22 protein-coding genes and 2 pseudogenes are annotated in these 20,829 nt (G+C 39.2%); 17 read left to right on the forward strand and 7 right to left on the reverse strand.

Translation table 11 applies throughout. The features are described 5' to 3' along the window. Positions 1 to 12 precede the first annotated feature (12 nt). From thiD to RBH91_RS01270, 3 genes are all read left to right on the forward strand, one after another. Complete coding sequence (thiD, locus tag RBH91_RS01260) at positions 13 to 816, forward strand: bifunctional hydroxymethylpyrimidine kinase/phosphomethylpyrimidine kinase (protein WP_307893174.1); 804 nt, start codon at positions 13 to 15, stop codon at positions 814 to 816. 26 nt (positions 817 to 842) lie between these two features. Then, positions 843 to 2,078 (forward strand): HAD-IIA family hydrolase, encoded by a 1,236-nt coding sequence (locus tag RBH91_RS01265; protein WP_307893176.1) that lies wholly within the window; start codon positions 843 to 845, stop codon positions 2,076 to 2,078. Positions 2,079 to 2,505: 427 nt separating this feature from the next. Beyond that, positions 2,506 to 2,805 (forward strand): hypothetical protein, encoded by a 300-nt coding sequence (locus RBH91_RS01270; protein ID WP_307894837.1) that lies wholly within the window; start codon positions 2,506 to 2,508, stop codon positions 2,803 to 2,805. On the opposite strand, the pseudogene RBH91_RS01275 reads toward RBH91_RS01270, so the two are convergent. Beyond that, a pseudogene (locus tag RBH91_RS01275) lies at positions 2,779 to 2,961 on the reverse strand (DUF255 domain-containing protein); the annotation flags it as partial. The gene RBH91_RS01270 and the pseudogene RBH91_RS01275 overlap by 27 nt on opposite strands. A 248-nt stretch (positions 2,962 to 3,209) precedes the next feature. On the opposite strand from RBH91_RS01275, the gene RBH91_RS01280 reads away from it, so the two are divergent. After that, a complete protein-coding gene (locus RBH91_RS01280; protein ID WP_307893177.1) occupies positions 3,210 to 3,635 on the forward strand; it encodes a MaoC family dehydratase in 426 nt (141 codons plus the stop codon). Positions 3,636 to 3,729: 94 nt separating this feature from the next. On the opposite strand, the gene RBH91_RS01285 is transcribed toward RBH91_RS01280, so the two are convergent. The 3 genes and pseudogenes from RBH91_RS01285 to RBH91_RS01295 form a co-directional block, all read right to left on the reverse strand. Then, a complete protein-coding gene (locus RBH91_RS01285) occupies positions 3,730 to 4,068 on the reverse strand; it encodes an MmcQ/YjbR family DNA-binding protein (RefSeq protein ID WP_307893179.1) in 339 nt (112 codons plus the stop codon). Positions 4,069 to 4,216: 148 nt separating this feature from the next. Further along, a pseudogene (locus tag RBH91_RS01290) lies at positions 4,217 to 4,396 on the reverse strand (DUF255 domain-containing protein); the annotation flags it as partial. Positions 4,397 to 4,980: 584 nt separating this feature from the next. Further along, positions 4,981 to 5,883: a DMT family transporter gene (locus tag RBH91_RS01295; RefSeq protein WP_307893181.1), complete on the reverse strand. Its 903-nt coding sequence runs from the start codon at positions 5,881 to 5,883 to the stop codon at positions 4,981 to 4,983. Between the two features lie 118 nt (positions 5,884 to 6,001). Here RBH91_RS01295 and RBH91_RS01300 point away from each other — a divergent pair, with 118 nt between their 5' ends. From RBH91_RS01300 to RBH91_RS01320, 5 genes are all read left to right on the forward strand, one after another. Next, complete coding sequence (locus RBH91_RS01300) at positions 6,002 to 6,871, forward strand: LysR family transcriptional regulator (protein ID WP_307893182.1); 870 nt, start codon at positions 6,002 to 6,004, stop codon at positions 6,869 to 6,871. Positions 6,872 to 6,984: 113 nt separating this feature from the next. Further along, positions 6,985 to 7,458: a MarR family transcriptional regulator gene (locus RBH91_RS01305; RefSeq protein WP_307894609.1), complete on the forward strand. Its 474-nt coding sequence runs from the start codon at positions 6,985 to 6,987 to the stop codon at positions 7,456 to 7,458. A 14-nt stretch (positions 7,459 to 7,472) separates the two neighbouring features. After that, entirely contained in the window at positions 7,473 to 8,111 is a 639-nt protein-coding gene (locus RBH91_RS01310; RefSeq protein WP_307893183.1) for a nitroreductase family protein, read from the forward strand. A 37-nt stretch (positions 8,112 to 8,148) separates the two neighbouring features. Further along, on the forward strand, positions 8,149 to 8,520 hold the full coding sequence (locus tag RBH91_RS01315; protein WP_307893184.1) for a DUF1304 domain-containing protein: 372 nt from the start codon (positions 8,149 to 8,151) through the stop codon (positions 8,518 to 8,520). Between the two features lie 548 nt (positions 8,521 to 9,068). Further along, on the forward strand, positions 9,069 to 9,719 hold the full coding sequence (locus RBH91_RS01320) for a pentapeptide repeat-containing protein (protein ID WP_307894611.1): 651 nt from the start codon (positions 9,069 to 9,071) through the stop codon (positions 9,717 to 9,719). A 134-nt stretch (positions 9,720 to 9,853) separates the two neighbouring features. Here the strand turns inward: RBH91_RS01320 and RBH91_RS01325 are convergent, their stop codons facing one another. Next, on the reverse strand, positions 9,854 to 10,738 hold the full coding sequence (locus RBH91_RS01325; protein ID WP_307893185.1) for a carboxylesterase: 885 nt from the start codon (positions 10,736 to 10,738) through the stop codon (positions 9,854 to 9,856). 298 nt (positions 10,739 to 11,036) lie between these two features. On the opposite strand from RBH91_RS01325, the gene RBH91_RS01330 reads away from it, so the two are divergent. From RBH91_RS01330 to RBH91_RS01345, 4 genes are all read left to right on the forward strand, one after another. Further along, entirely contained in the window at positions 11,037 to 11,390 is a 354-nt protein-coding gene (locus RBH91_RS01330; protein ID WP_307893186.1) for a hypothetical protein, read from the forward strand. Continuing rightward, on the forward strand, positions 11,377 to 12,015 hold the full coding sequence (locus RBH91_RS01335) for an O-methyltransferase (protein WP_076757888.1): 639 nt from the start codon (positions 11,377 to 11,379) through the stop codon (positions 12,013 to 12,015). The genes RBH91_RS01330 and RBH91_RS01335 overlap by 14 nt, the downstream gene beginning before the upstream one ends. A 545-nt stretch (positions 12,016 to 12,560) precedes the next feature. Next, positions 12,561 to 13,832, forward strand: coding sequence for an MFS transporter (locus RBH91_RS01340; protein WP_307893187.1), 1,272 nt, complete (start codon positions 12,561 to 12,563; stop codon positions 13,830 to 13,832). 210 nt (positions 13,833 to 14,042) lie between these two features. Then, the gene (locus tag RBH91_RS01345) at positions 14,043 to 14,198 is read left to right on the forward strand and encodes a hypothetical protein (RefSeq protein ID WP_094777256.1); all 156 of its coding nucleotides are present in this window, start codon (positions 14,043 to 14,045) and stop codon (positions 14,196 to 14,198) included. A gap of 32 nt (positions 14,199 to 14,230) precedes the next feature. Here the strand turns inward: RBH91_RS01345 and RBH91_RS01350 are convergent, their stop codons facing one another. Beyond that, entirely contained in the window at positions 14,231 to 15,007 is a 777-nt protein-coding gene (locus RBH91_RS01350; protein WP_076757895.1) for a class I SAM-dependent methyltransferase, read from the reverse strand. A gap of 193 nt (positions 15,008 to 15,200) precedes the next feature. Here RBH91_RS01350 and RBH91_RS01355 point away from each other — a divergent pair, with 193 nt between their 5' ends. The 3 genes from RBH91_RS01355 (at position 15,201) to RBH91_RS01365 (ending at position 19,407) form a co-directional block, all read left to right on the forward strand. After that, positions 15,201 to 16,070, forward strand: a complete 870-nt coding sequence (locus RBH91_RS01355) for an SDR family oxidoreductase (RefSeq protein ID WP_076757897.1) — start codon at positions 15,201 to 15,203, stop codon at positions 16,068 to 16,070. Between the two features lie 224 nt (positions 16,071 to 16,294). Next, positions 16,295 to 16,750, forward strand: a complete 456-nt coding sequence (locus tag RBH91_RS01360; protein WP_076757900.1) for a MarR family winged helix-turn-helix transcriptional regulator — start codon at positions 16,295 to 16,297, stop codon at positions 16,748 to 16,750. After that, on the forward strand, positions 16,747 to 19,407 hold the full coding sequence (locus RBH91_RS01365; protein WP_307893188.1) for an MMPL family transporter: 2,661 nt from the start codon (positions 16,747 to 16,749) through the stop codon (positions 19,405 to 19,407). The genes RBH91_RS01360 and RBH91_RS01365 overlap by 4 nt, the downstream gene beginning before the upstream one ends. Before the next feature lie 43 nt (positions 19,408 to 19,450). Here RBH91_RS01365 and RBH91_RS01370 read toward each other — a convergent pair whose 3' ends face one another. Continuing rightward, positions 19,451 to 19,798, reverse strand: coding sequence for a hypothetical protein (locus RBH91_RS01370; RefSeq protein ID WP_076757904.1), 348 nt, complete (start codon positions 19,796 to 19,798; stop codon positions 19,451 to 19,453). A 254-nt stretch (positions 19,799 to 20,052) separates the two neighbouring features. Here RBH91_RS01370 and RBH91_RS01375 point away from each other — a divergent pair, with 254 nt between their 5' ends. Further along, positions 20,053 to 20,829 carry a hypothetical protein gene (locus RBH91_RS01375; protein WP_307893189.1) on the forward strand — a complete coding sequence of 259 codons (777 nt, stop codon included), beginning with the start codon at positions 20,053 to 20,055 and terminating at the stop codon, positions 20,827 to 20,829.

Here is a 20,829-nt window from a genome sequence, read left to right on the forward strand (position 1 = left end):
GAGGAGTATGAGTTGACGGATATCTACAAAGCACTTTCGATTGCTGGAACAGATCCAACCGGGGGAGCGGGAATTCATGCAGACTTAAAAACCTTTCAGGAACAGCAAGTATATGGAATGGCTGTTATTACATCAGTTGTTGCTCAAAACACACTTGGTGTGAAAAGTTTTGAGGAGGTATCTCTGAATAATATATCTCAGCAAATAGACTGTGTCATTGGAGACATAAAACCAGATGCTGTAAAAACTGGTATGCTTGCAAGTGTAGAAATTATTGAACTGATAGCTGAAAAATTAAAAGCGGCTCATATCCAATCGTATGTGATGGACCCAGTTATGGTTGCTAAAAGCGGACATCATCTGCTTCATAAGGATGCCGTTAATCATTTGAAAAAATTATTAATACCTCAAACAACTGTTATTACACCAAATATTCCAGAAACAGAAGTAATAATCGGCAAATCAATAAAAACTATACAGCAGATGCGTGATGCTGCTAAAGAAATTGTGGAAGTATATGGAGCAAAGAGTGCTGTCGTAAAAGGAGGGCATTTGAACGGAGAAGCTCGCGATATTATGTACTTTGACGAGACCTTTGAGGAATTTGTTTCTCCTCGCTTTGATACAAAACATACCCATGGAACAGGCTGTACTTTTTCTGCCGTTATAACTGCAGAGCTAGCAAAGCAGCACAGTATACCAGAATCTGTCGCAACAGGAAAAGAATTTATTTCAGCAGCTATTAAACATCCCATAGGAATTGGGAAGGGACAAGGGCCTACAAATCATTTCGCGTATCGCTCAATCATTAATTAAGAGACAACTACTTAAGGAGTGTTACGATGATCTACAAGGAATATGATGTATTTTTATTCGATTTAGACGGAGTTATTTATATAGGAGACAAAGCTTTACCAGAAGCTGTTTCTTCTTTAAAACGCCTCCGTGAAAAAAAGAAATCCATTCGTTTTTTAACGAATGATCCCTGTGTTACAAGAGAAACGATTGTTAAAAGGCTTCATAAACTCGGTTTTTCAGCAAGTATTGATGAAGTCATTACTTCGGGGTGGGCAACAGCTGATTACCTTGTTAAGGCTGGAATAAAGAAAGCATATATATTAGGAAATGATCAACTTAAAAGCGAGATTCGAAAAGCTGGTATTGATCTTGAAGAAGATCTAGCAGAGGCTGTTGTCATTGGATGGGATAACAATATTACTTTTCAAGATATACATAAGGCAGTAAATCTCATCCGCCGTGGGGCTTCATTTATTGCTACAAATGGGGATAAAACATTTCCCACCGCTAAAGGACCAGCACCAGCTACAGGTGCCATAGTTGAGGCTGTTAAAACGGGTGCAGATAAAGCACCCATCATAATTGGAAAACCGGAGTCTTCAATATTTGAAAAAATACTTGAGTCCTTTGAAGACAAAGAGAGATGCGTCATGATTGGAGATACACCTGAGACAGATATTATTGGAGCGAACCAAATGGGCATAGCTTCTATCTTAGTTTCTGATCAAAATACTTTATTTCCTGTAGAACATGACTTTAGAAATCCAGATGTTGTGATCCGCGATTTGAAGTATTTGTTCGATAGTGAAGTTAAGATAGAAGTACGTGAGAAACCAGATTATCAATGGACAGAACAAGTTAAAGCTGGAGTCGCTGGAATAATAATCAAAGAATCAAGTTCGGTTTTATTAATGAAGCGTGCTGATAATGGTCAATGGGGCATACCTTCAGGACATGTGGAACCTGGTGAATCAGTTGAACAAGCGATAATAAGAGAAATAAAAGAGGAAACCGGATTAACTGTTAAAGTTTCTAAAATGATAGGAGTTTATTCTGATCCAAGCTCACAAACATTTATTTACCCTGACGGAAGAGTCAGTCACTTTATTACCAACTGTTTTCAATGTGAAGTGATTGGCGGGACATTGAAAAAATCCACAGAGGAAGCCTTAGAAATTAGGTATTTTAATATCCGTGAGTTACCGGAAAATCTATTGCCAATGCACCCTAGATGGCTGGAGGATGCTTTAGCACAGAAAGACTTTGCTTTTATTCGTTAAGTTAACTTTATATTTTCCATTAGTAAGATGAAATGCAAACAATTGTGAAGGGAATCAAAATAGAGAAGATGCCAAAAATTAAATTGGTATCTTTTTGTTTTTCATCCCTATAGGATTATCCATGATGCGGTATCAGTGACTATTTTGTACACAAAATGAATGTAACATTATGCAAACATAGAGATTGAATGGGCTTCAACGCTTGAAATACAGGATCAGAAAAAACAAAGAATTGCAAAATAAAAAAAGACTTGGCAGGTCGAATTGGGGCGTTAGGGATAACATATAAAGAAGCAACTACCGACCGTGTTGTATGCAAAATGTCAGTCGGTCCGAAAACAATTCAACCGATGGGACTACTGCACGGAGATTCTTCTGTAGCTCTTGCTGTTCTTCATAAAACTACATTACTCGTAATGTGAATATATTGAAGAAAAGCGGCTATGTTAATATCACAAAAGATATCCATGATTCCAGAACGAAAATCATTACAATAACCGAATTAGACATTGAAAAATTAAAAGAAGCAATTCCTATTTGGTTACAAATACAAGAAAAAATCGTAAACGATATTGGTAAAGTATCATACGGAAATTTCTTTGAAACTCTAAAAGCCATACAAGAATCAATTGAATACACAAGAGTTAAAGACACTGAGAATTTAAAGCTTCCTATCTCTTTATTTCTGGCTAGTTTAACAGACGTGACACCAATGACGACATGTTGAATAACCGATGCTGACGAGAACCGGCTTGTTTTCGCGTTTTGCTTTTTCGAAGGCTTCTTCTCTCCACGGATACCAGTCTACAGGGTTGTGGGCGTGTTGAAGTAAATATGGAGACTTCTCATTGATTAATCTATTGTGTTTATTGTGAGTGGACATGGGTTCACCTACTTTCAATCTTGTTTTGCATTCTTACTGTACCACAAGTATAAAATTAAATACTTTCATTTAATATTTTCCCGAAAATGAGTAAATCTAAAAGATTGAAGTTAAAATCATTTCAGTCCCCATCATGAAAGGAGATTCTATGCCACCAATGCAAAGGGGATTCTCTCTGTGAGATTATTGGATAAGTTAAAATGTTATGTGGATTAGGTGATGAGGATTAAATTCAGGGGGGTGTAATGGTGAAGTTAGATGAATTTACTATTGGACAAGTTTTTCAAACTAAATCTTTCGAATTAACAAAAGAGAATGTAATGAATTTTGCAGAAGAATATGACCCGCAATACATGCATTTAAATGAAGAGAAAGCAAAAATGGGTAGATTTAATGGTATTATTGCTTCTGGAATACAAACGTTAGCAATTACTTTTAAGCTCTGGATTGAAGAAGGGTGTCATGGGGACGATGTTATAGCTGGAACAGGAATGAATAATATAAAATTCCTAGCACCCGTATACCCCAATGATAAACTGAACACTATTGTTAAGGTTATTGATAAAAAACCAAATAAAAGTCAAACGGGGATACTTACTGTATTGTTATCTACCTATAATCATAAAGAGGAAAAAGTGTTTGAAGGTGAGTTATCAGTATTAATTAAACGCTAAAAAATTCGATAAGTATATACAAACAGGAACTTACTAGAGTTCCTGTTAATTTATTATGGTATGTACCTTTAGTATATCGTTTTTATATAGGTGTTTAGCTATGAGGCTTCTTCGGCTTTGTCAATTCGAAACTATGTTGCACCATATCATCAAGAGTTTCTTTCGAGAGGGTACCATCTAAAATAATTGTATTCCAGTGGTCTTTATTCATATGATAACCGGGTTTCACTTCCTTATAGATGCTACGTAGAAAATTGGCGTGCTCAGGTTCGCATTTAAGATTGATGCATAGATGACCATCTAGATTAAAGATAAGTGCAAACAACTTTTTATTACCTTTGTGACGCATCACAGTCCACCCTTCACCAAAAGGATAGTCTTTATAGGTGTCTGGATAAGACAGGCAGTAATCAATTATTTCATTCATAGTCATAATAAGCCACCACCATTATAATTTATGATATAGACAAATGAGCCAGTGATTCATAGATCATTATATCAAAATAAAATCTGTTTTAATCGTTTTGACTGGTTAGGTGATAATATAAACTACTTCTATGTGTGTGTTGGCTATTCTAGCATACATGGCACCAGTGGTAAGTCGAATAGCCGATGCTGACGAGGACCGGCTTGTTTTCGCGTTTTGCTTTTTCGAAGGCTTCTTCTCCCCAGAGGAACCAGTCTACCGGGTTGTGGGCGTGTTGGAGTAAGTAAGGAGACTTTTCAGCGATTAATCTGTTGGGTTTATTGTTCGTTGGCATGGGATCACCTTCCTTCATTTATTAATTGTATTATTTTCAATTTTAACATTACCATAATGCGGTTTGTTTTATTCTTATTCAACATTATCTTTGGTTTTAGTTAATGTCTTGTGAAGCATTTATGAGGAATTAAATGTCTTTTTAATTTTAAAAACATGAAAATCTTTGCATCTAAACTTTCTTCAAAGTTTTATATATTTCTTTGGCAAAATGATATATCGTCTTATCATTTTTTAAAAAGTGGATGGCTCAAGCTATTGTGTTTTCAACTGTCATAGACATTTCCTTATAGCTATTTCGATGGTTGGTGGGGTTTTAATGGATGCTGTTCCTCCGCAAACAGTTGGAGCAATTGCTGGCATCATCATTGTTTGTACATCTTTTACTGCTTTACCCTTAATCAAAATGAGGAAAAGATTAAACATAAAAGCATAATAAAACAGAATGGATATTTGTATGCCGTCAGTTTCAAATCATGAATATAACCACACATAAAAAAGCCCATATTGGGGCTTCTTTTTCATAAACGTTGCTGAATCATTTCGTCGGTATTTAAGAAGAAGGAGAATCGTGCATTATCATCTTTAAGTTTTTCTTCTATACCTTCTTTGATAAAAAAACCTTCTTTTTAAAAAAGCGTTTTTATCAAGTTGAGCAATGAAGATGCCGGAAATGACAATTAACGCTCCAATCAGTTCCTTTAGTGAAAAAATTTCGCCTAAAAAGCAAACCGCGAATATTGCTGCAAACAGTGGTTCAGTCGCAAAAATTAAACCTGTATGTGTAGGAGTCGTGTACCGTTGAGCTATCGTTTGGCAAACAAAACCGATTGCACTACAGAATATGCCTAGTCCCAGAATCGCAGTCCATGAATGTAATGTTGTTGGTAAAGAAGGAATTTCAAAAAGGGTACTGCAGATGAGCGCGATGAATCCTGCAAATCCTAATTGCAGCACTCCTATTGTTAAAGGATTGTCTTCATTAGTTAACTTTCCAGTTAAAATAATATGAATAGCGTAACATAGAGCACCACCTATACATAAAAGGTCGCCTAAATGAAAACTTAATGATTGTTTTAAGGTTAAGATGCCTATACCTGTTAAAGTAACCACGAGACCCATTCTGATTGGCCAAGCGGGTAGACGCTTCATTAATAAAGAACTAATTAAAGGAACAAAAATGACTGTAAGGCTCACAAGAAACCCTGCATTCGAGGCAGAAGTCATACTAACACCAAAGGTCACAAGCGTAAGAACGCAAAATAAAACCATCCCCAATATAAAAGAAGAGACAATCGTCTTCTGCTTCATTTTAATTAATGGTTTATAAAGCAATACCCCTGCTACAAAAAAAGCGATTAAAAATCTGAGGGCGATAAGATTGAATATACCAAGTGAACCAAGCCCCATTTTCATAAAAACATAAGATAATCCCCAAAAGGCATTTACAATGAGCATCATCATATTTGCTTTTAATTGCAAATTCATTGATTATCCCCCTCTCTTTTCAGTGTCTATTGCATAGTATACAGAGGGATTTTGCATTAATAAAATGAATCTTTATAATAATTAACATGAATAAAATTAATGTTAAGGAGAAAAAATGATGAGTCTAGTTAAATTTGAAGTTTTAAACAAAGTGGCTGAAGTGAAAAGCTTTACAAAAGCTGCCGATTTTTTAGGTTTAACTCAATCTGCTGTCAGTCATGCGATCACTAGTCTAGAAACGGAATTTGGTTTTCTCCTGGTAAATAGAAATCGGTCCGGAATTACTTTAACAAATGAAGGGGAACAATTATTGTTACCAATAAGAAAAGTTTTACATTATTATGAAGAAGTGCAGCAAGAAGCAGCCAGCATAGTTGGACTTACAAAAGGACTTATAAAAGTAGGCGTGTTTAAAAGTGTCTCAATAAGCTGGCTGCCTGAAATCATTAAGTTCATGCAGTCAAAATACCCTGATATTCGAATTGAATTAATAGAAGGGGATTACTATGAAATTGAACAGTGGCTGTTAAACGGTCTAATCGATTGCGGCTTTATGAATATTTCACATTCAAATCAGTTTGATATTATTCCTCTAAAGAAAGATAGACTATTATGTGTTGTTTCTGACCAAAGTAATCTTTACAATCATTCGACGATTACTTTTGAAGAATTAGAAAAAGAACAGTTCATTATGCCTGCTTACGGCGGTTACCATGATGTAAAACGTATTTTCGAACAAAATAAAGTGAAACCCAATATTCGATTCGAACTAATGGAGGAAAGCTCAATTTTGTCTATGGTAGCTCATCATATAGGGATTAGTATTCTTCCGGAAATGGTATTGCAGTCACTTTCACAACAGCTTCGGGCGATACCTTTAGAAGCGGATAGTTATCGTTCCATTGGCCTTGCAACCCGGTATAATCTTTCGCCGGCGGGAAAGAAATTTGCTGAAGCAACTAAATTTGTGGTGGATAATGAATTCTGATCAAATGAGGTTTGAAAACATAATCTGCTTTTGTTGCCAATTTGGACAAAATAAAAACAAACCATTTGCAAAAAAAGAAAGTTGGCTGTATATTGTTGATATATCAATTATTGATGCATCAACTAATTGTTCAAAAGAAAGAAGGGATGGGTTTGACAACACGTTGTTCACAAGAAGCCGAGATTTTATACCAACTGCAATGCTTGAATAAAGTGATTGGTACGAAATTTGAAGCATGCACCGGTATCAGTCAATCTCGCCTGGAATTGCTCGCCTTGCTCTTCCAGGTAGATGAAATCAGTCAAAGCGACCTTCAAAAAAAGGTGAATATCGATGGCGCGGCCGTCACGAGACATTTGAAACAGCTTGAAGCCAAAGGAATGGTATCAAGAAGAAGGAAGCCTGAGGACAACCGAATTATACTTGTCCGTTTAACCGAGCAGGGACGGGAGCGAATCGAGGCCTCCAAGAAAGAAAAGGAGCGTTTCATAAAGGAAATGCTCGCGAATGTCAGCGCGGAAGAACGCAGTACGTTAAAGAATGTACTGGTACAGATGCAGAAAAATATAGAAAATATTAAAGCATAGAGGAGTATTTACACATGGGAACTACATTAAAAACAAACGATTTTATGAAAATTATGAAAGAACGCCGGTCCATACGCAACTATGATCCGACAGTTAAAATCAGCAAAGAAGAGATGACTGAAATACTAGAGGAAGCGACTACAGCGCCATCTTCAGTCAACGCACAGCCATGGCGTTTTCTAGTCATCGACAGCTCAGAAGGCAAAGAGAAGCTCGCGAAGCTTGCCAGCTTTAACCAAACACAAGTCAGCACATCATCTGCCGTCATTGCTGTCTTTGCAGATATGAACAATGCTGACGATTTAGAAGAAATTTATTCAAAAGCTGTTGAACTTGGCTACATGCCGCAGGAAGTAAAAGACAGACAAATGAAAGCTTTAACTGCACATTTTGAAAAACTTCCGGCGCAAGTAAACCGGGAAACCATCCTGATTGACGCAGGCCTTGTCTCCATGCAGCTAATGCTGACGGCCCGCGCACACGGCTATGACACAAACCCGATCGGCGGCTATGACAAAGAAAACATCGCTGAAACTTTCGGGTTAGAAAAAGAGCGCTATGTACCGGTTATGCTTCTGTCGATCGGAAAAGCGGCCGACGAAGGATATGCTTCATACCGTCTTCCAGTCGATAAAATTGCCCAATGGAAATAATAAAAACTGATATGTGAAAGCGGAAAGGTTAGAATGTATGGAAATACTTGCGGCCGTTTTAGTTGGAATTGTAGCATTGGAACATTTATTTATTATGGTACTTGAAATGTTTTTTATAGATTCAAAGATTGCAAAACGATCTTTCAAATTACCGAAGCATTTAGAAGGAGATCCGAATGTAGCCGTCATGTTTGCAAATCAAGGTCTATATAATGGATTTTTAGCCGCTGGACTTATTTGGGGACTCATCCTTGGATTCAATTCACTTGGCTATATGATTCAATTGTTTTTCGTCATTTGTGTGGTGGCAGCGGCTATTTTCGGAGGCTTTACATCAAACAAATCAATTATTGTGAAACAAGGACTTCCAGCTATTGCTGCATTGGTTAGCCTTTTATTTGTGATGTAGATCGAAGTGTATTTCTGTGAGACCTTCCTAGAGGGCATTATGGCAGGGAAGAGAAAAATGCATTCAGTATTGGCGCACTGTATAAACCTAAAACCAGTAATCTCCAAAGTGAATGAGGGCTTCTCATAATGAAGCCCTCAATTTAGTATCAAATTCAAGTTTTTTGGCTTCATCCATTTTTACTCAAATATTGATTTCCTCAAATTTTCATGGCTGCAATAATAGGAGAAAGCCCCTCACCCTGGGCCGGCATTACCTTTGTCCACAACTGTATAAAAAAATAAAGACTTATAAACATTTATAGTTTCTTATAAAGTTATATCTGCATGTAACATGAATTGCTGTGGTTACATCGGGAATTCGATTAGTTCGTATAGAATGAAGCAAACTCTATGTACAGTATCTTCCTTATCCAGAAAAAAGAATGTTCATTGATTAAAGGTGTTTGAATAGAGAACTTTATTTTAAAAGACACAAATAGACAAGAAAATCTATATGTTAGTGTATTTTTGGATATTTAGAGAGGGTGTATGATGATGCCGAAAAAAATGAAGATTGATCAGCCGAAAATTCCTCAAGAGCTTTCGCAAGCTAATTTTCAAGATATTTATTATGAAGAAGATCCACACCTGAATAATTGCCAAGTTACAAATTCTACTTTTGATAATGAAGATATGGGCAGAGTTGAATTGTCAAAAACGGTTATTAGAAATTCTTCTTTTCAAAACACAAAATTTAGAAATATTGATTTGACAGATGTTATATTCGAAAACTGTGATTTTTCGAATGGTGATTTAAGTGAAGGAAACATTCATAGAGCGGTGTTTAAAGGTTGTAAGTTAATGGGCGTTAACTTTTCTGAATCTCGATTTGGGGATGTACTATTTGAAGAATGTGTTCTTAATTTAAGTGCATTTGGATATGCTAATCTTAAAAAAGTCGAATTTTATAATTCGGATTTAATCAATACTGATTTTTACGAGTGTCATTTCAATAAAATAAATTATCTCTACTGCAATATTGATGGTACAAGTTTCGATCATACTCCATTGAAAGGCGTAGATATCAGTACTTCCCAATTCAGGCGTTTAACTGTGTCATTGAACGAATTAGTTGGATGCAAAGTTTCAACGGAGCAAGCAATCAATTTTGCAGCAATGCTGGGATTGATCATAGAAGATGAATTTAAACCCGAGTGAAGCACCTTGCTAGTTGCCGGTCGGTGACTGGTTTTTTGGTGCTGATTTGGGTTTTTTTATTTACATCTATCCTTCATTCAAATTGAGGTATTTTTAGACACCGAAAAAGGCACCCGATGAATACGGGTGCACACTCATTGATCTAAAAAACGCAAAACACGTTCATTTACGTATTCAGGCTGTTCCATTGATAAGACGTGGCCGGCATGTTTTATTATTTCCGCTTCAATACCAGGAACTAATGCAGAAGCGCGATTGAAGGCTGATTGCGGATCATAGATGACTTCATGTTCACCTAGTAATAATAAAATAGGTACTTTTACAGATTGTAATTCGTCGTCGGTGAAAACATACGGAAATCCGTCGGCATTAGGCTTTTGATTTCTTGATCCATCCTGCCACATCACTCCAGCATGAAACTGCTTCGCAAACTTCGGGTGCAGCGCATTGCGATCTGTCATCATCCACTTTAAAAAATGATCAACCCCATTAGGTTCTGCAAGACGAAGAGCGTATCGATAGAAATCGTGATGAAATGGTAAAAACGTTTCCGCGGGACTAAGTATAACTGCGCTCTTCACTCTCTCTGACGCACGTAAAATAAAATTCATGGTATGAAGCCCGCCAAGCGAAAGTCCAATGATGTGTGACTTTTCGATCCCTAGATTCTCAAACACATCAAGCAGCCAGTCGGCGTAACCCGTTCTCGTACCACATAAATCGGCGGGAATACTTTTGTTCTTATCACCTATGATATCAATTGCATAGGTTCGGTATTTGCTGCTCCAATCGGCAATATTGGGATGCCACATGGTGGAGCTGAATAGTGCCCCATGAAGCAATACAAGCGGCGGGGCATCCTTTGGTCCGCTTGCTATAATATGTGTTTGGCCGAAACGAGTAGGAACGTAGAATGTTTTGCAGGGGACTGGCCAAAGAGCAAGGCTTTCATCATAGGTTTGAAAATAGTGAGTGCCGCTGTCACTTAATTTTGGAATAAAAGGTGAATGGTTAGTCATAAAACTTTCCCTCCCAATCCCGTTTAAATTAATTGCCTCTGCGTGCAGGTGAGCCATTATATATTATTACAGAATTTTATTATAATATAATACAGATTTAATTAAAAGGGAAATGATCATTAAAAATAAGGGTTTAAATAAATGAAACATTATTAATGATATTAATATAACAGATTGCTAGTCTCTTGCCGCTTGCTTCTGAACAATAAATTCCATTGCTCTGTGATTGTTTTGGATTGACACAATGTATACATTTGTATACAATAAGCGTCAAATATACAAGGGAAGGTGATTCATCATGAAACATAAGGATTTTAAGAAGGAAGGACATCATCGCGGTGAGCGTCACAAAGGAAAAGGCGGGCCGAAAACGTTCCGGCGGGGGAGGGCGATTGCTTTCTTGGAGATGATAAATCTTAAGCGCTCAACCATTAAGCAGCAGTTGGATCAACCAGAGTTTCAGTCGATTCAGCCGATTTTAGTCGGTGAATTAAAAGCGATTGATATGGTCATCAACGAATTTAGTCAATTATTTGAAATGCACGAAAGCGAAGCAATGGAATTACCCGATAAGAAACATGAAGAAACGAAAGCTTTTGTATCGGAAAGTGAAGCGTCTATAGATAAAGGTGAGAATGATGAAACAAATTAACAGTTATATCGATTCGGTGTTTTCTAACCAAGATGTTCTCTTGGAGGAAGTCATTTCATCGATACAAGAAAACGGAATGCCCTCCATCTCGGTATCTCCCTCATCTGGAAAGCTTCTAACGATGCTTGTATCCATTTCAGGGGCTAAAAATATTCTTGAAATTGGCGCTCTTGGAGGCTATAGCGGGATTTGCCTTGCGAGAGGCTTCGGTAAAGAAGGAACATTAACTTCCCTTGAATTAAAAGACAGCTATGCAAAGCTGGCGCACAGCAATCTCTCTAAAGCCGGCTTGGGAGAGCAAGTATCATATATGACAGGGCCAGCTTTAGAGAGCCTTAAAAAACTGGCCGGCGATCAAAAACGATTTGATTTTTTCTTTATCGATGCTGACAAAGATAATTATGAAAATTACTTGAGGTATTGTGTTGAACTGGCGGAACCGGGCGCTTTAATCGTTGCCGACAACGTACTAGCGGGCGGCAGCGTGGCAGACCAGGGTGCTGCACCTAAACGCCATACTGAATTCATGAAGGCATTCAATAAAACTGTGGCCGGACATCCTCAATTAGAATCCCTGCTGATTCCAATCGGTGACGGGATGACCGTTTCAAAGATAAAGAAATAAAGATATATGTGAAAATCCCTTGCTAGTTGCCGATTCGTGACTAGTTTCTTTTTTACCTTTATAGATATCCTATCGAACTCCCTCAATTAAATACGATCATAATGCTCATTATGATGAACTTCATCAACTAAAGCCGGAATATAGATAGATTCAATTCATAAAATGTTGAGGAGGCCATTAAAATAATGGCCTCCTCAACATTTTGGAAAAACGAAATTGACAAAAGGTTCTTTTGTAGTAAAATTCAACTATTCATAAACGAAAGAGTTCACCAGAATAGGCTGAAGTACAAGGTTCAAGTTTGCAGAAGCTTTAGTAAAAAGTGCAAATATGTCTCCACATTTAAAACTCTTTTTCATTCAGGATTGCTGATGCTGTTTTTATACCTAATGAAAAATGTGAAAATAACCGCATATGCGGATCTAATGCCAACAAAAGCTGCATAAGGCGGCTAAAGGCATCAATGCACTGTGATGAAGAGGAGAACATCTTGAGAGAAAGGGCGGTGGAGAGATGATCAAATTTTTGATAAGAAGGTGTTTAAAGTGACGAGCTATTCTGATAGTAACGCTAAGAGTTACATAGATTCACCGGAAAAATTAAAGAAATTATATAAAAGAGTATTAATCATTGTGAGCATATCACAAATTTTTGGGGGTGCAGGGCTGGCCGCAGGGATTACAGTAGGTGCCCTTTTAGCACAGCAAATGCTTGGGACGGATGCATTTTCAGGTGTGCCTTCCGCTTTATTTACTTTAGGTTCAGCAGGAGCTGCTTTGATCGTAGGAAGATTGTCTCAACGTTATGGACGCCGTACAGGTTTAGCTGCCGGCTTTATTGCGGGGGGATTTGGCGCAATTGGGGTTGTTGCTGCAGCTATGATCAACAGCATTATTCTGTTGTTCGTTTCCCTGTTTATTTATGGAGCAGGTACAGCGACAAACTTACAAGCCCGGTATGCAGGTACAGACTTGGCTGATAAGAAACAGCGGGCTACTGCGATAAGCGTCACAATGGTGATGACAACATTTGGAGCAGTTGCAGGCCCCAACTTGGTCAATGTAATGGGGGAATTTGCTTCAATGATCGGTGTTCCGCCGCTTGCAGGACCGTTTATTTTATCAGCGTCAGCTTTTATCTTGGCAGGGCTTGTACTTTATATAATGCTTCGGCCGGATCCATTAGAAATCGCGAGTAAAATCGAAACCTATAAACAAGCAAATGAAGCAGAGGACCATTCGAAATCTGTTGGTGCTGCGGATGATAAAAAGGGTATTACAGTGGGCGCAACAGTGATGGTACTTACTCAAATTGTGATGGTTGCCATTATGACCATGACCCCGGTTCATATGCAGAACCACGGACATAGTTTAGGTGAAGTCGGGGTTGTGATAGGTTTTCATATAGGTGCAATGTATCTTCCTTCACTTGTAACAGGGGTCCTTGTTGATAAAATTGGCCGGACAGCCATGAGTATTGCTTCTGGTATTACATTGCTGCTGGCTGGTGTAGTAGCAGCACTGGCGCCGAGTGATTCAATGGTGCTTTTAATCGTTGCTCTTTCTTTGCTTGGATTAGGGTGGAATTTTGGATTAATCAGCGGTACTGCTCAAATTGTTGATTCGACAGAGCCTTCAACACGTGCAAAAGTTCAAGGAACACTTGATGTTTTTATTGCGTTAGCAGGAGCATCCGGCGGGGCTCTTTCCGGAATGGTTGTCGCTCATTCAAGCTATGCCGCATTATCTTTGACAGGAGGGCTGTTATCCTTAGCTCTTATCCCAGCTGTCATTTGGTCGCGAAGAAAGATGAGATGAAAAAAGGATAGGCAAGAGCCTACCTTTTTTGTTTTTTCTATAAAAATAGCAATAAAGTTCTTTAATAGAAGTATTTATAACCATGAAAGGAACGATTGTAGGCGGAGGACTACTGGTGCTGCGGCATCTTGTTTTGAATAACTGTTAAAAACGAGAGGAAATGAAAATTCCCTCGTTATTTTAATCTAATATGTTAAAAGGTGATGTCATATGAATAAGTTAATATTGCCTTCTGTAATCGTCATTTTTATGTTGTGGATTCTATTGCAGCTAGCATTACATATGAGCATTTTTAAAAACCCTTTAAATTACTGTATCGCAATCGTGATTTTTTTCTTATTTATAAAGTTAGCAAAAGAAAAATGACTTTGATGAAGCAGGCGAAGCCGCCTGCTTTTTTATTGATCTTGAATTCTTAAAGGCTTTCTTAATTTAAAAACGATAAAATCAGGGCACCGCAAATCTTCTTCAAATGAAGGGTATAGTTTCAGCATCTCTTTTGATGGTTTCGGTTCTATGATGCCTTCCAAATGGAAGCCTGTTTTGATGATCGTATTGATATAGCTTGTCAAGGTTCTATGGAAGAACAGCATTTTTTCCTGATCACCCAGCCTCTGTTCGTATGCATCTTCATAAAAATACTGATCTACATTCCAGTGCAGTTTTTTACCGTCGTTTGTCTTCTCCCAGCCGCTGTCTGGCGTAACAAAACAAGGGTGTAAGATTGAAAAAATAAAACATCCCCCGTCTGCTAATAGCCGATACATGTCTTGAAAGGCTTTTTCGTAATCGGCGAGGTCTTGAATGACCATATTCGATACGATCAAATCAAAGCTATTATCCTCTAAAAAATGCAGGTTCTCACAATTGCCCTCTCTGTAATGAATGGGCAAGTCATTCGGCGTTCTTTCCTTGGCGATTTCTATCATTCGCGGTGAGTAGTCCACTGCCGTTACATGAGCTTCCGATTTGGCCAGCATTCTGCTTAAATACCCTTCGCCGCACCCGGCATCCAGCACATTTTTATTCTTTACGGTTCCCATTAAGCTCAATAAAGCGGGGTTTAAAAGTACTTTCTTATGAATGTCGCCTTGTTCTGTATGAAGTGCGGAATATGTATCAGCGAATCTATCCCACCTTTTAATAGCTTCTTCCGTGCCGAGGTTTTTTCTCACATTTTTCCCTCCTTTCACGTCTGATTTGATATTAACACAATATATGTAAAAAATTGCGCATAAATATAACGCATGACGATCTGCACCAGTCAACAATCTGTTGACAAAGGGCTCATTTGTAATTATTATAGTTACATATTGGTGTAACATTTTTTGTTACAGATTGCGACAAATTATTCAGGAGGAATAAAACATGAAAATGCTAGTAACAGGGGCAACAGGAAAATTAGGTTCAAAAATTGTAGAAAGATTGCTTGAAACAGTACCTGCTGATCAATTGGCTGTCAGTGTGCGCAATCCGGAAAAAGCGGAAGGCTTAAGAGTTCGCGGGGTAGATGTGCGCCAAGGAGATTTTGATCGTCCTGAATCATTGGATTCGGCGTTTAGAGGCATCGACCGTTTGCTGATGATTTCTGCGGATGGAGACAATGAAACAAGAATCCGGCAGCACGGCAATGCGGTAGCTGCCGCAGAGCGCGCCGGGGTCAAGTTTATCGCTTATACGAGCATCGCGAATGCGCGCGAAAGCAAAAACTTCCTTGCGCCGACGCATAAGGCGACAGAAGAGGCCATTCTAAAAACAGGAATACCGTATTCTTTCTTGCGCAATAACTGGTATTTGGAAAATGAAACGTCAAGCATCCAAGGCGTTCTGGCAGGAGCTCCTTGGGTGACATCGGCAGGCAATGGAAAGGCAGGCTGGGCGCTGCAGCAGGACTATGCAGACGCAGCGGCAGCGGTGCTTTCCGGCAATGGCCACGAAAATACCGTCTATGAGCTTTCCGGCAAATTATTGACTCAAGAAGAATTCGTTTCAGCCCTTGCCGAGGTATTGGGCAAAGAAGTGCCTGTTCAACAGGTAGATGATGCTGCCTATGCCGATGTGATGAAAAACGCCGGCTTACCCGACTTCCTTATTCCAATGCTTGTTGATATCCAAAAAGGCATTCGCGAAGGCACACTCGCAGTCGAGAGCGATGATTTCGAAAAAGTCTTAGGCCGTCCATTAACACCGATTAAAGAAGGATTGGCGAAAATCGCAGATAGTATTTCTGAGAAATAAGAAAACATGAAGCGGCCTGACCAAGCGGCGCTATCATAAGCTTTCCGCCTTAGAAGAGCCTGTAAATGATTACACAATCATTCAGGCTCTTTTTGTTTATAACGGCAAAACATTCAGCCATTTTTATGTCTAAATACGATATTGACACCATATAGTTTAACGGTATAAACTATATGGCATATTAGCAAGTTTAGCGGTATAAACTAATGCAGAGGTGAAAACTGTTGGATGAAAAGAAATTGTGCCGGGCAATCGATCTCTTCGCGGAAGTATTGTTTGAAGGCACGGAGTTTGTGCAGCGTGAAATCAACCAGGATGTATTTCAACACATTTCCAGAGAACAGGCCGACTTGTTAACGATTCTAAAGATAAAAGGCCCTACTTCTCCAGGCAGCTTGGCTTTAATACAAAACGTACATAAAAGCGCTGTTTCCAACAGGCTGAAAAAGCTCTTAGAAAAAGGATTTGTGGAATGGGATGAATCCCACATCAATCATGATAAACGCTCTAAGCATATTAAAATTACGGCAAAAGGCGAACACATTATGGCAGAACTCGATTCAGCCATTTTTCAGGCTTTAAGAAAACTGATTGATGATGCCGATGAGGAGCATTTAGATTCCTTTATTGCTATTTTCACCATTTTAAAAAGAAAATTTAAAGGAGACCATACGGAATGAGATTTATCGTCAAATTTAAATGGGTCATCGCGGCGGTTGTTTTAGCATTGACGGTCATATTGAGTCTATTTTCGCCAAACTTGACTGAGCTGGCCAACGAAAAGGGGCAGGCTCAGCTTCCGGCGGATTCGATGTCGGAAAGAGCAAGTGCGATTTTAAAGGATGCAGGGGAAAACCATAATGTGATAAGCGTTGTCGTCACATTAGACCACGCTTTAAAGAAAAACGAAAAAGATCAGCTGCGCGAATTCATCACTGAAACAAAAAAAATCGATGGTGTAGAAGGTGTGACATCTCCTTTATCAGGCGATCGGGAAATTCGCGATCAACTCATGTCAAAGGATCAGAAAACAATCCTGATTCCTGTCACTGTGACGGGATCTGATCAACAAGTGGAAAAGATTGCGGATCACATTTATAAGGCTGTTCCCGATGATTTGACTGCATACATTACAGGAGCATCCCTCATCAATCAAGACTTCGCCCACAGCTCAGAGGAAGGGTTGAAGAAAACAGAAGTCATCACGGTCATTTTAATTATCGGCTTGCTGCTGGTCGTTTTCCGTTCAGTCGTCACGCCTTTCGTACCAATTATCGTTGTCGGTTTTTCCTATTTCATCAGCCAATCCTTATTAGCGATTTTAGTCCACAATGTTGGCTTTCCGATTTCGACCTTCACCCAAACGTTTCTCGTCGCCATATTGTTTGGGATAGGGACGGATTATTGCATCCTCCTCCTCACACGTTTCCGCGAAGAGCTGGCCAACGGACATAACAAGGTCGAATCGACGCTGATCGCTTACCGCACGGCGGGGAAAACACTCTTTATCAGCGGTTTTGCTGTATTAGTTGGGTTTTCTGTTCTTGGTTTTGCAAAGTTTGCTGTATTCCAATCTGCCGTAGGAGTCGCCGTCGGCGTGGGCGTATTAATGATTATTTTATACACGTTGCTGCCGTTGTTTATGGTGACGCTGGGTGAAACATTATTTTGGCCATCGAAGAAGGTTCTTTCGCATAATGATAATAAATTATGGGGTTTTCTTGGAAAGCATTCGGTGGCGCGTCCATTCTTATTTATCGTCATCACAGCCATCATTACCGTACCGTTTATTCTGACGTATGATGATCAAATTTCCTTTGATTCTACTTCAGAAATCAGCAGCAGCTATCAATCGGTCAAAGGTCTTGAGGCGATTAAAGAAGGTCTTGGCGAAGGAAAAGCTTTCCCTGTGAATGTTGTGATGAAAGGAGAAAGCAAGTTAACGACAGCTGAAACAATCCCCTATCTCGGAAATATCAGCAAAGCCATCGAGAAAGTGGAACATGTTGATTCTGTCATGACCATCACACAGCCAACTGGAAAGGAAATCGAAGGTTTATCTATTGACCATCAGCTGGGGGCGGTAGCAGACGGGTTGAATAAGACAACGAAAGGACTTGGCGATGTTCAAAGCGGTTTAACAGATGTAGAAGAAGGGCTAAGACAAATAGCCGGACAGACCGCAGGTTCAAGTGCGAATGGCGACTCCGGCGGATCGCTTGGGGATGCGGCCGATGGGCTGGGAAAAATCAATAGCCAGCTGCAGCTTGTCAGCGGGCAGATGGAACAAACGGGCAACGCTTCACAGGCGGTGCCGCAGCTGACAGCCATCAGCGGCCAGTTGGGAAAAATTCAAAGCGGACTAGAACAGGCAAATCAACAGCTTGAAGCACAGCAAAAGCAAGCCGGAACGCTTACAGAAAGTCTGGGGCAGCTTGCAGACGGTGTAAAGAGTGCGAAAGACGGGCTGGCCAAAATTTTCGACGGCATCACGGCATCCAGTGATATGCTGGAGGACATGAGCAACAGTTCAACCGTGAAAGACACGGGGATATTTATACCGAATCGTGTCATGAAAAACAAAGATTTTCAAAAATCAATTGATAACTACTCCTTTTCAGACGGCAAGGGTGTTCAATTGAGCGTGGTATTGGACATCAATCCTTATTCAGAACAAGCCATTGAGACAGTCAATAAGATAAAAAAAGCCTTAGCTGACGAAGCAGCCGGTACACCTTTGGAAGATGCGGTGATCGTGTACGGCGGGGTGACCAGCCAGAATGCAGATTTAAAAGAACTATCGACAATGGATTTATCCCGTACGATGCTGATTATGGTCATTGGTTTGTTTGCGGTGTTAACCATTTTGTTCCGTTCCATGATCATGCCTGTCTATATGATTGCATCACTATTTATCACGTATTATACGTCGATGTCGATCACGGAATTCATTTTTGTCGATATCATGGGAAATGACGGGGTGAGCTGGGCCGTTCCATTCTTCAGCTTTGTGATCTTGATTGCTTTAGGGGTGGATTATTCGATCTTCTTGCTTGACCGGTTTAAAGAAGAGGTCCACCTCGGCATCCATCAAGGCGTCGTCAGATCAATGAGCAAGATGGGCTCTGTCATCATGACAGCAGCCATCATTTTAGCCGGAACATTTGCGGCGATGATGCCTTCAGGTGTCAATACGCTGATGCAGGTCGCCACCGTTGTCATTGTCGGCTTGCTGCTTTACGGACTCGTCGTCCTTCCGCTGCTTATTCCGGCCATCATCGTCACGTTTGGAGAAGGCAACTGGTGGCCGTTTGGCAGGAAGAAGATAAAGGAATAGAAAAAGAGAGTGATGGACGATTCATCACTCTTTTTCTTGTTTGTTATAAATAAATAACTAAAAAGCTAACAACAATAACCGCACAGACTTTATAGCCCATCTCCTTTTTATTGAAAAGGTAAAATAGGGACTGGATTCCGGAGCTAATTAAAAATGCATGAAAAAAATACTCAAATGTGAATTCAAATCCCCGAAAAACAAACTGCATGAAAAGGGCGATTCCAGACAGGTAAAACCAGCCATGGTCGTCTAAAATCTTTTTCATTTCTGATTTTGCTTCATCAGCTGAAGATATAGAAACAGATTCAATCGACAACTCTCTTTTTAAAGTTAAAAAGCCAGCTGCGAGAACCGATAATCCTAAAATTAGCAGAATAATTGCTTCAAACATACAATACCTCCATTTACAGTAATTGTATTTTATGTTAAAAATAAGTATACTATAAAATTACTTGTATAAGAAAGGAGACAAAAATGAGAAGTTTAAAGAAACGTTTATTTGTGTCTTTACCATTAATTTTGTCTTTGGCACTGGTCATTTGAGTTATCCAGCCAAAAGCATCAAGTGCTAAAACAACTGAGATTCATAAGGAAATTCAGCAAACAGCCCAGGATATTGAACATGTTACAGGAATTCAAAACATAATGAAATCAAACGAAAGTACCGATACATACTCAGTCATTAAAAATGAGACTGGAATCATAAAAATACCTAAAGATTCAAAAAAAGCAATACAATTGAATAACGTATCAACAAGCATCCATTTACCAGCTGAAAAAGTAAACGCACCGGGTGTTGCAACTAAAAATGGAACAATAGTTTTTGATCATCCAAATAGCAGTGTGGGTTTTGGCGTTCAACCAACAAAAGACGGAGTAAGAAATTTAATTAAAATAAAAAATAAAACGGCTCCTAAAGAATATAAATATGATTTGCAATTGCCTGAAGGCAGCAAACTAATGACTGCAGCAGAATACCTAGGTGAAGAGTTTGACACGGGAGAAGTGTTTGTTGTTGATTCTAATAACATTGTGACAAGTGTTTTCAGTCCAGCTTGGGCAAAAGATGCGAATAAAAATGATGTTCCTTCTCATTTTAGGGTCGAGGGAAACTCATTGATTCAAGTAATAGATTTCAATGAAAACACCGCATTTCCAGTTATCGCAGATCCTGATTGGGCTAAAATCGGAGCTTGTTCTGCAGCTATAGCGTGGTTCATTGGATCAAACTTGTTTGCAGCTGCAAAAATAATAAGAGTGAAGAAATATATAAAGGAACTTGGTGGACTTAAAGAAACTGCTAAACTTCTAGCCGGTGCTACGACATGGGAAGAAAAACTAAGGGTCGGAGGCAGTGCGTTTAAGAGTTTAGCAGCTGAAATTACAGGCGTCGGCGGATTGGCAGTATGCATCAATTGGTAA

Origin of the sequence: Bacillus swezeyi, from assembly GCF_030908325.1 — a bacterium.
In the GTDB taxonomy this organism is placed as follows: Bacteria; Bacillota; Bacilli; order Bacillales; family Bacillaceae; genus Bacillus; species Bacillus swezeyi.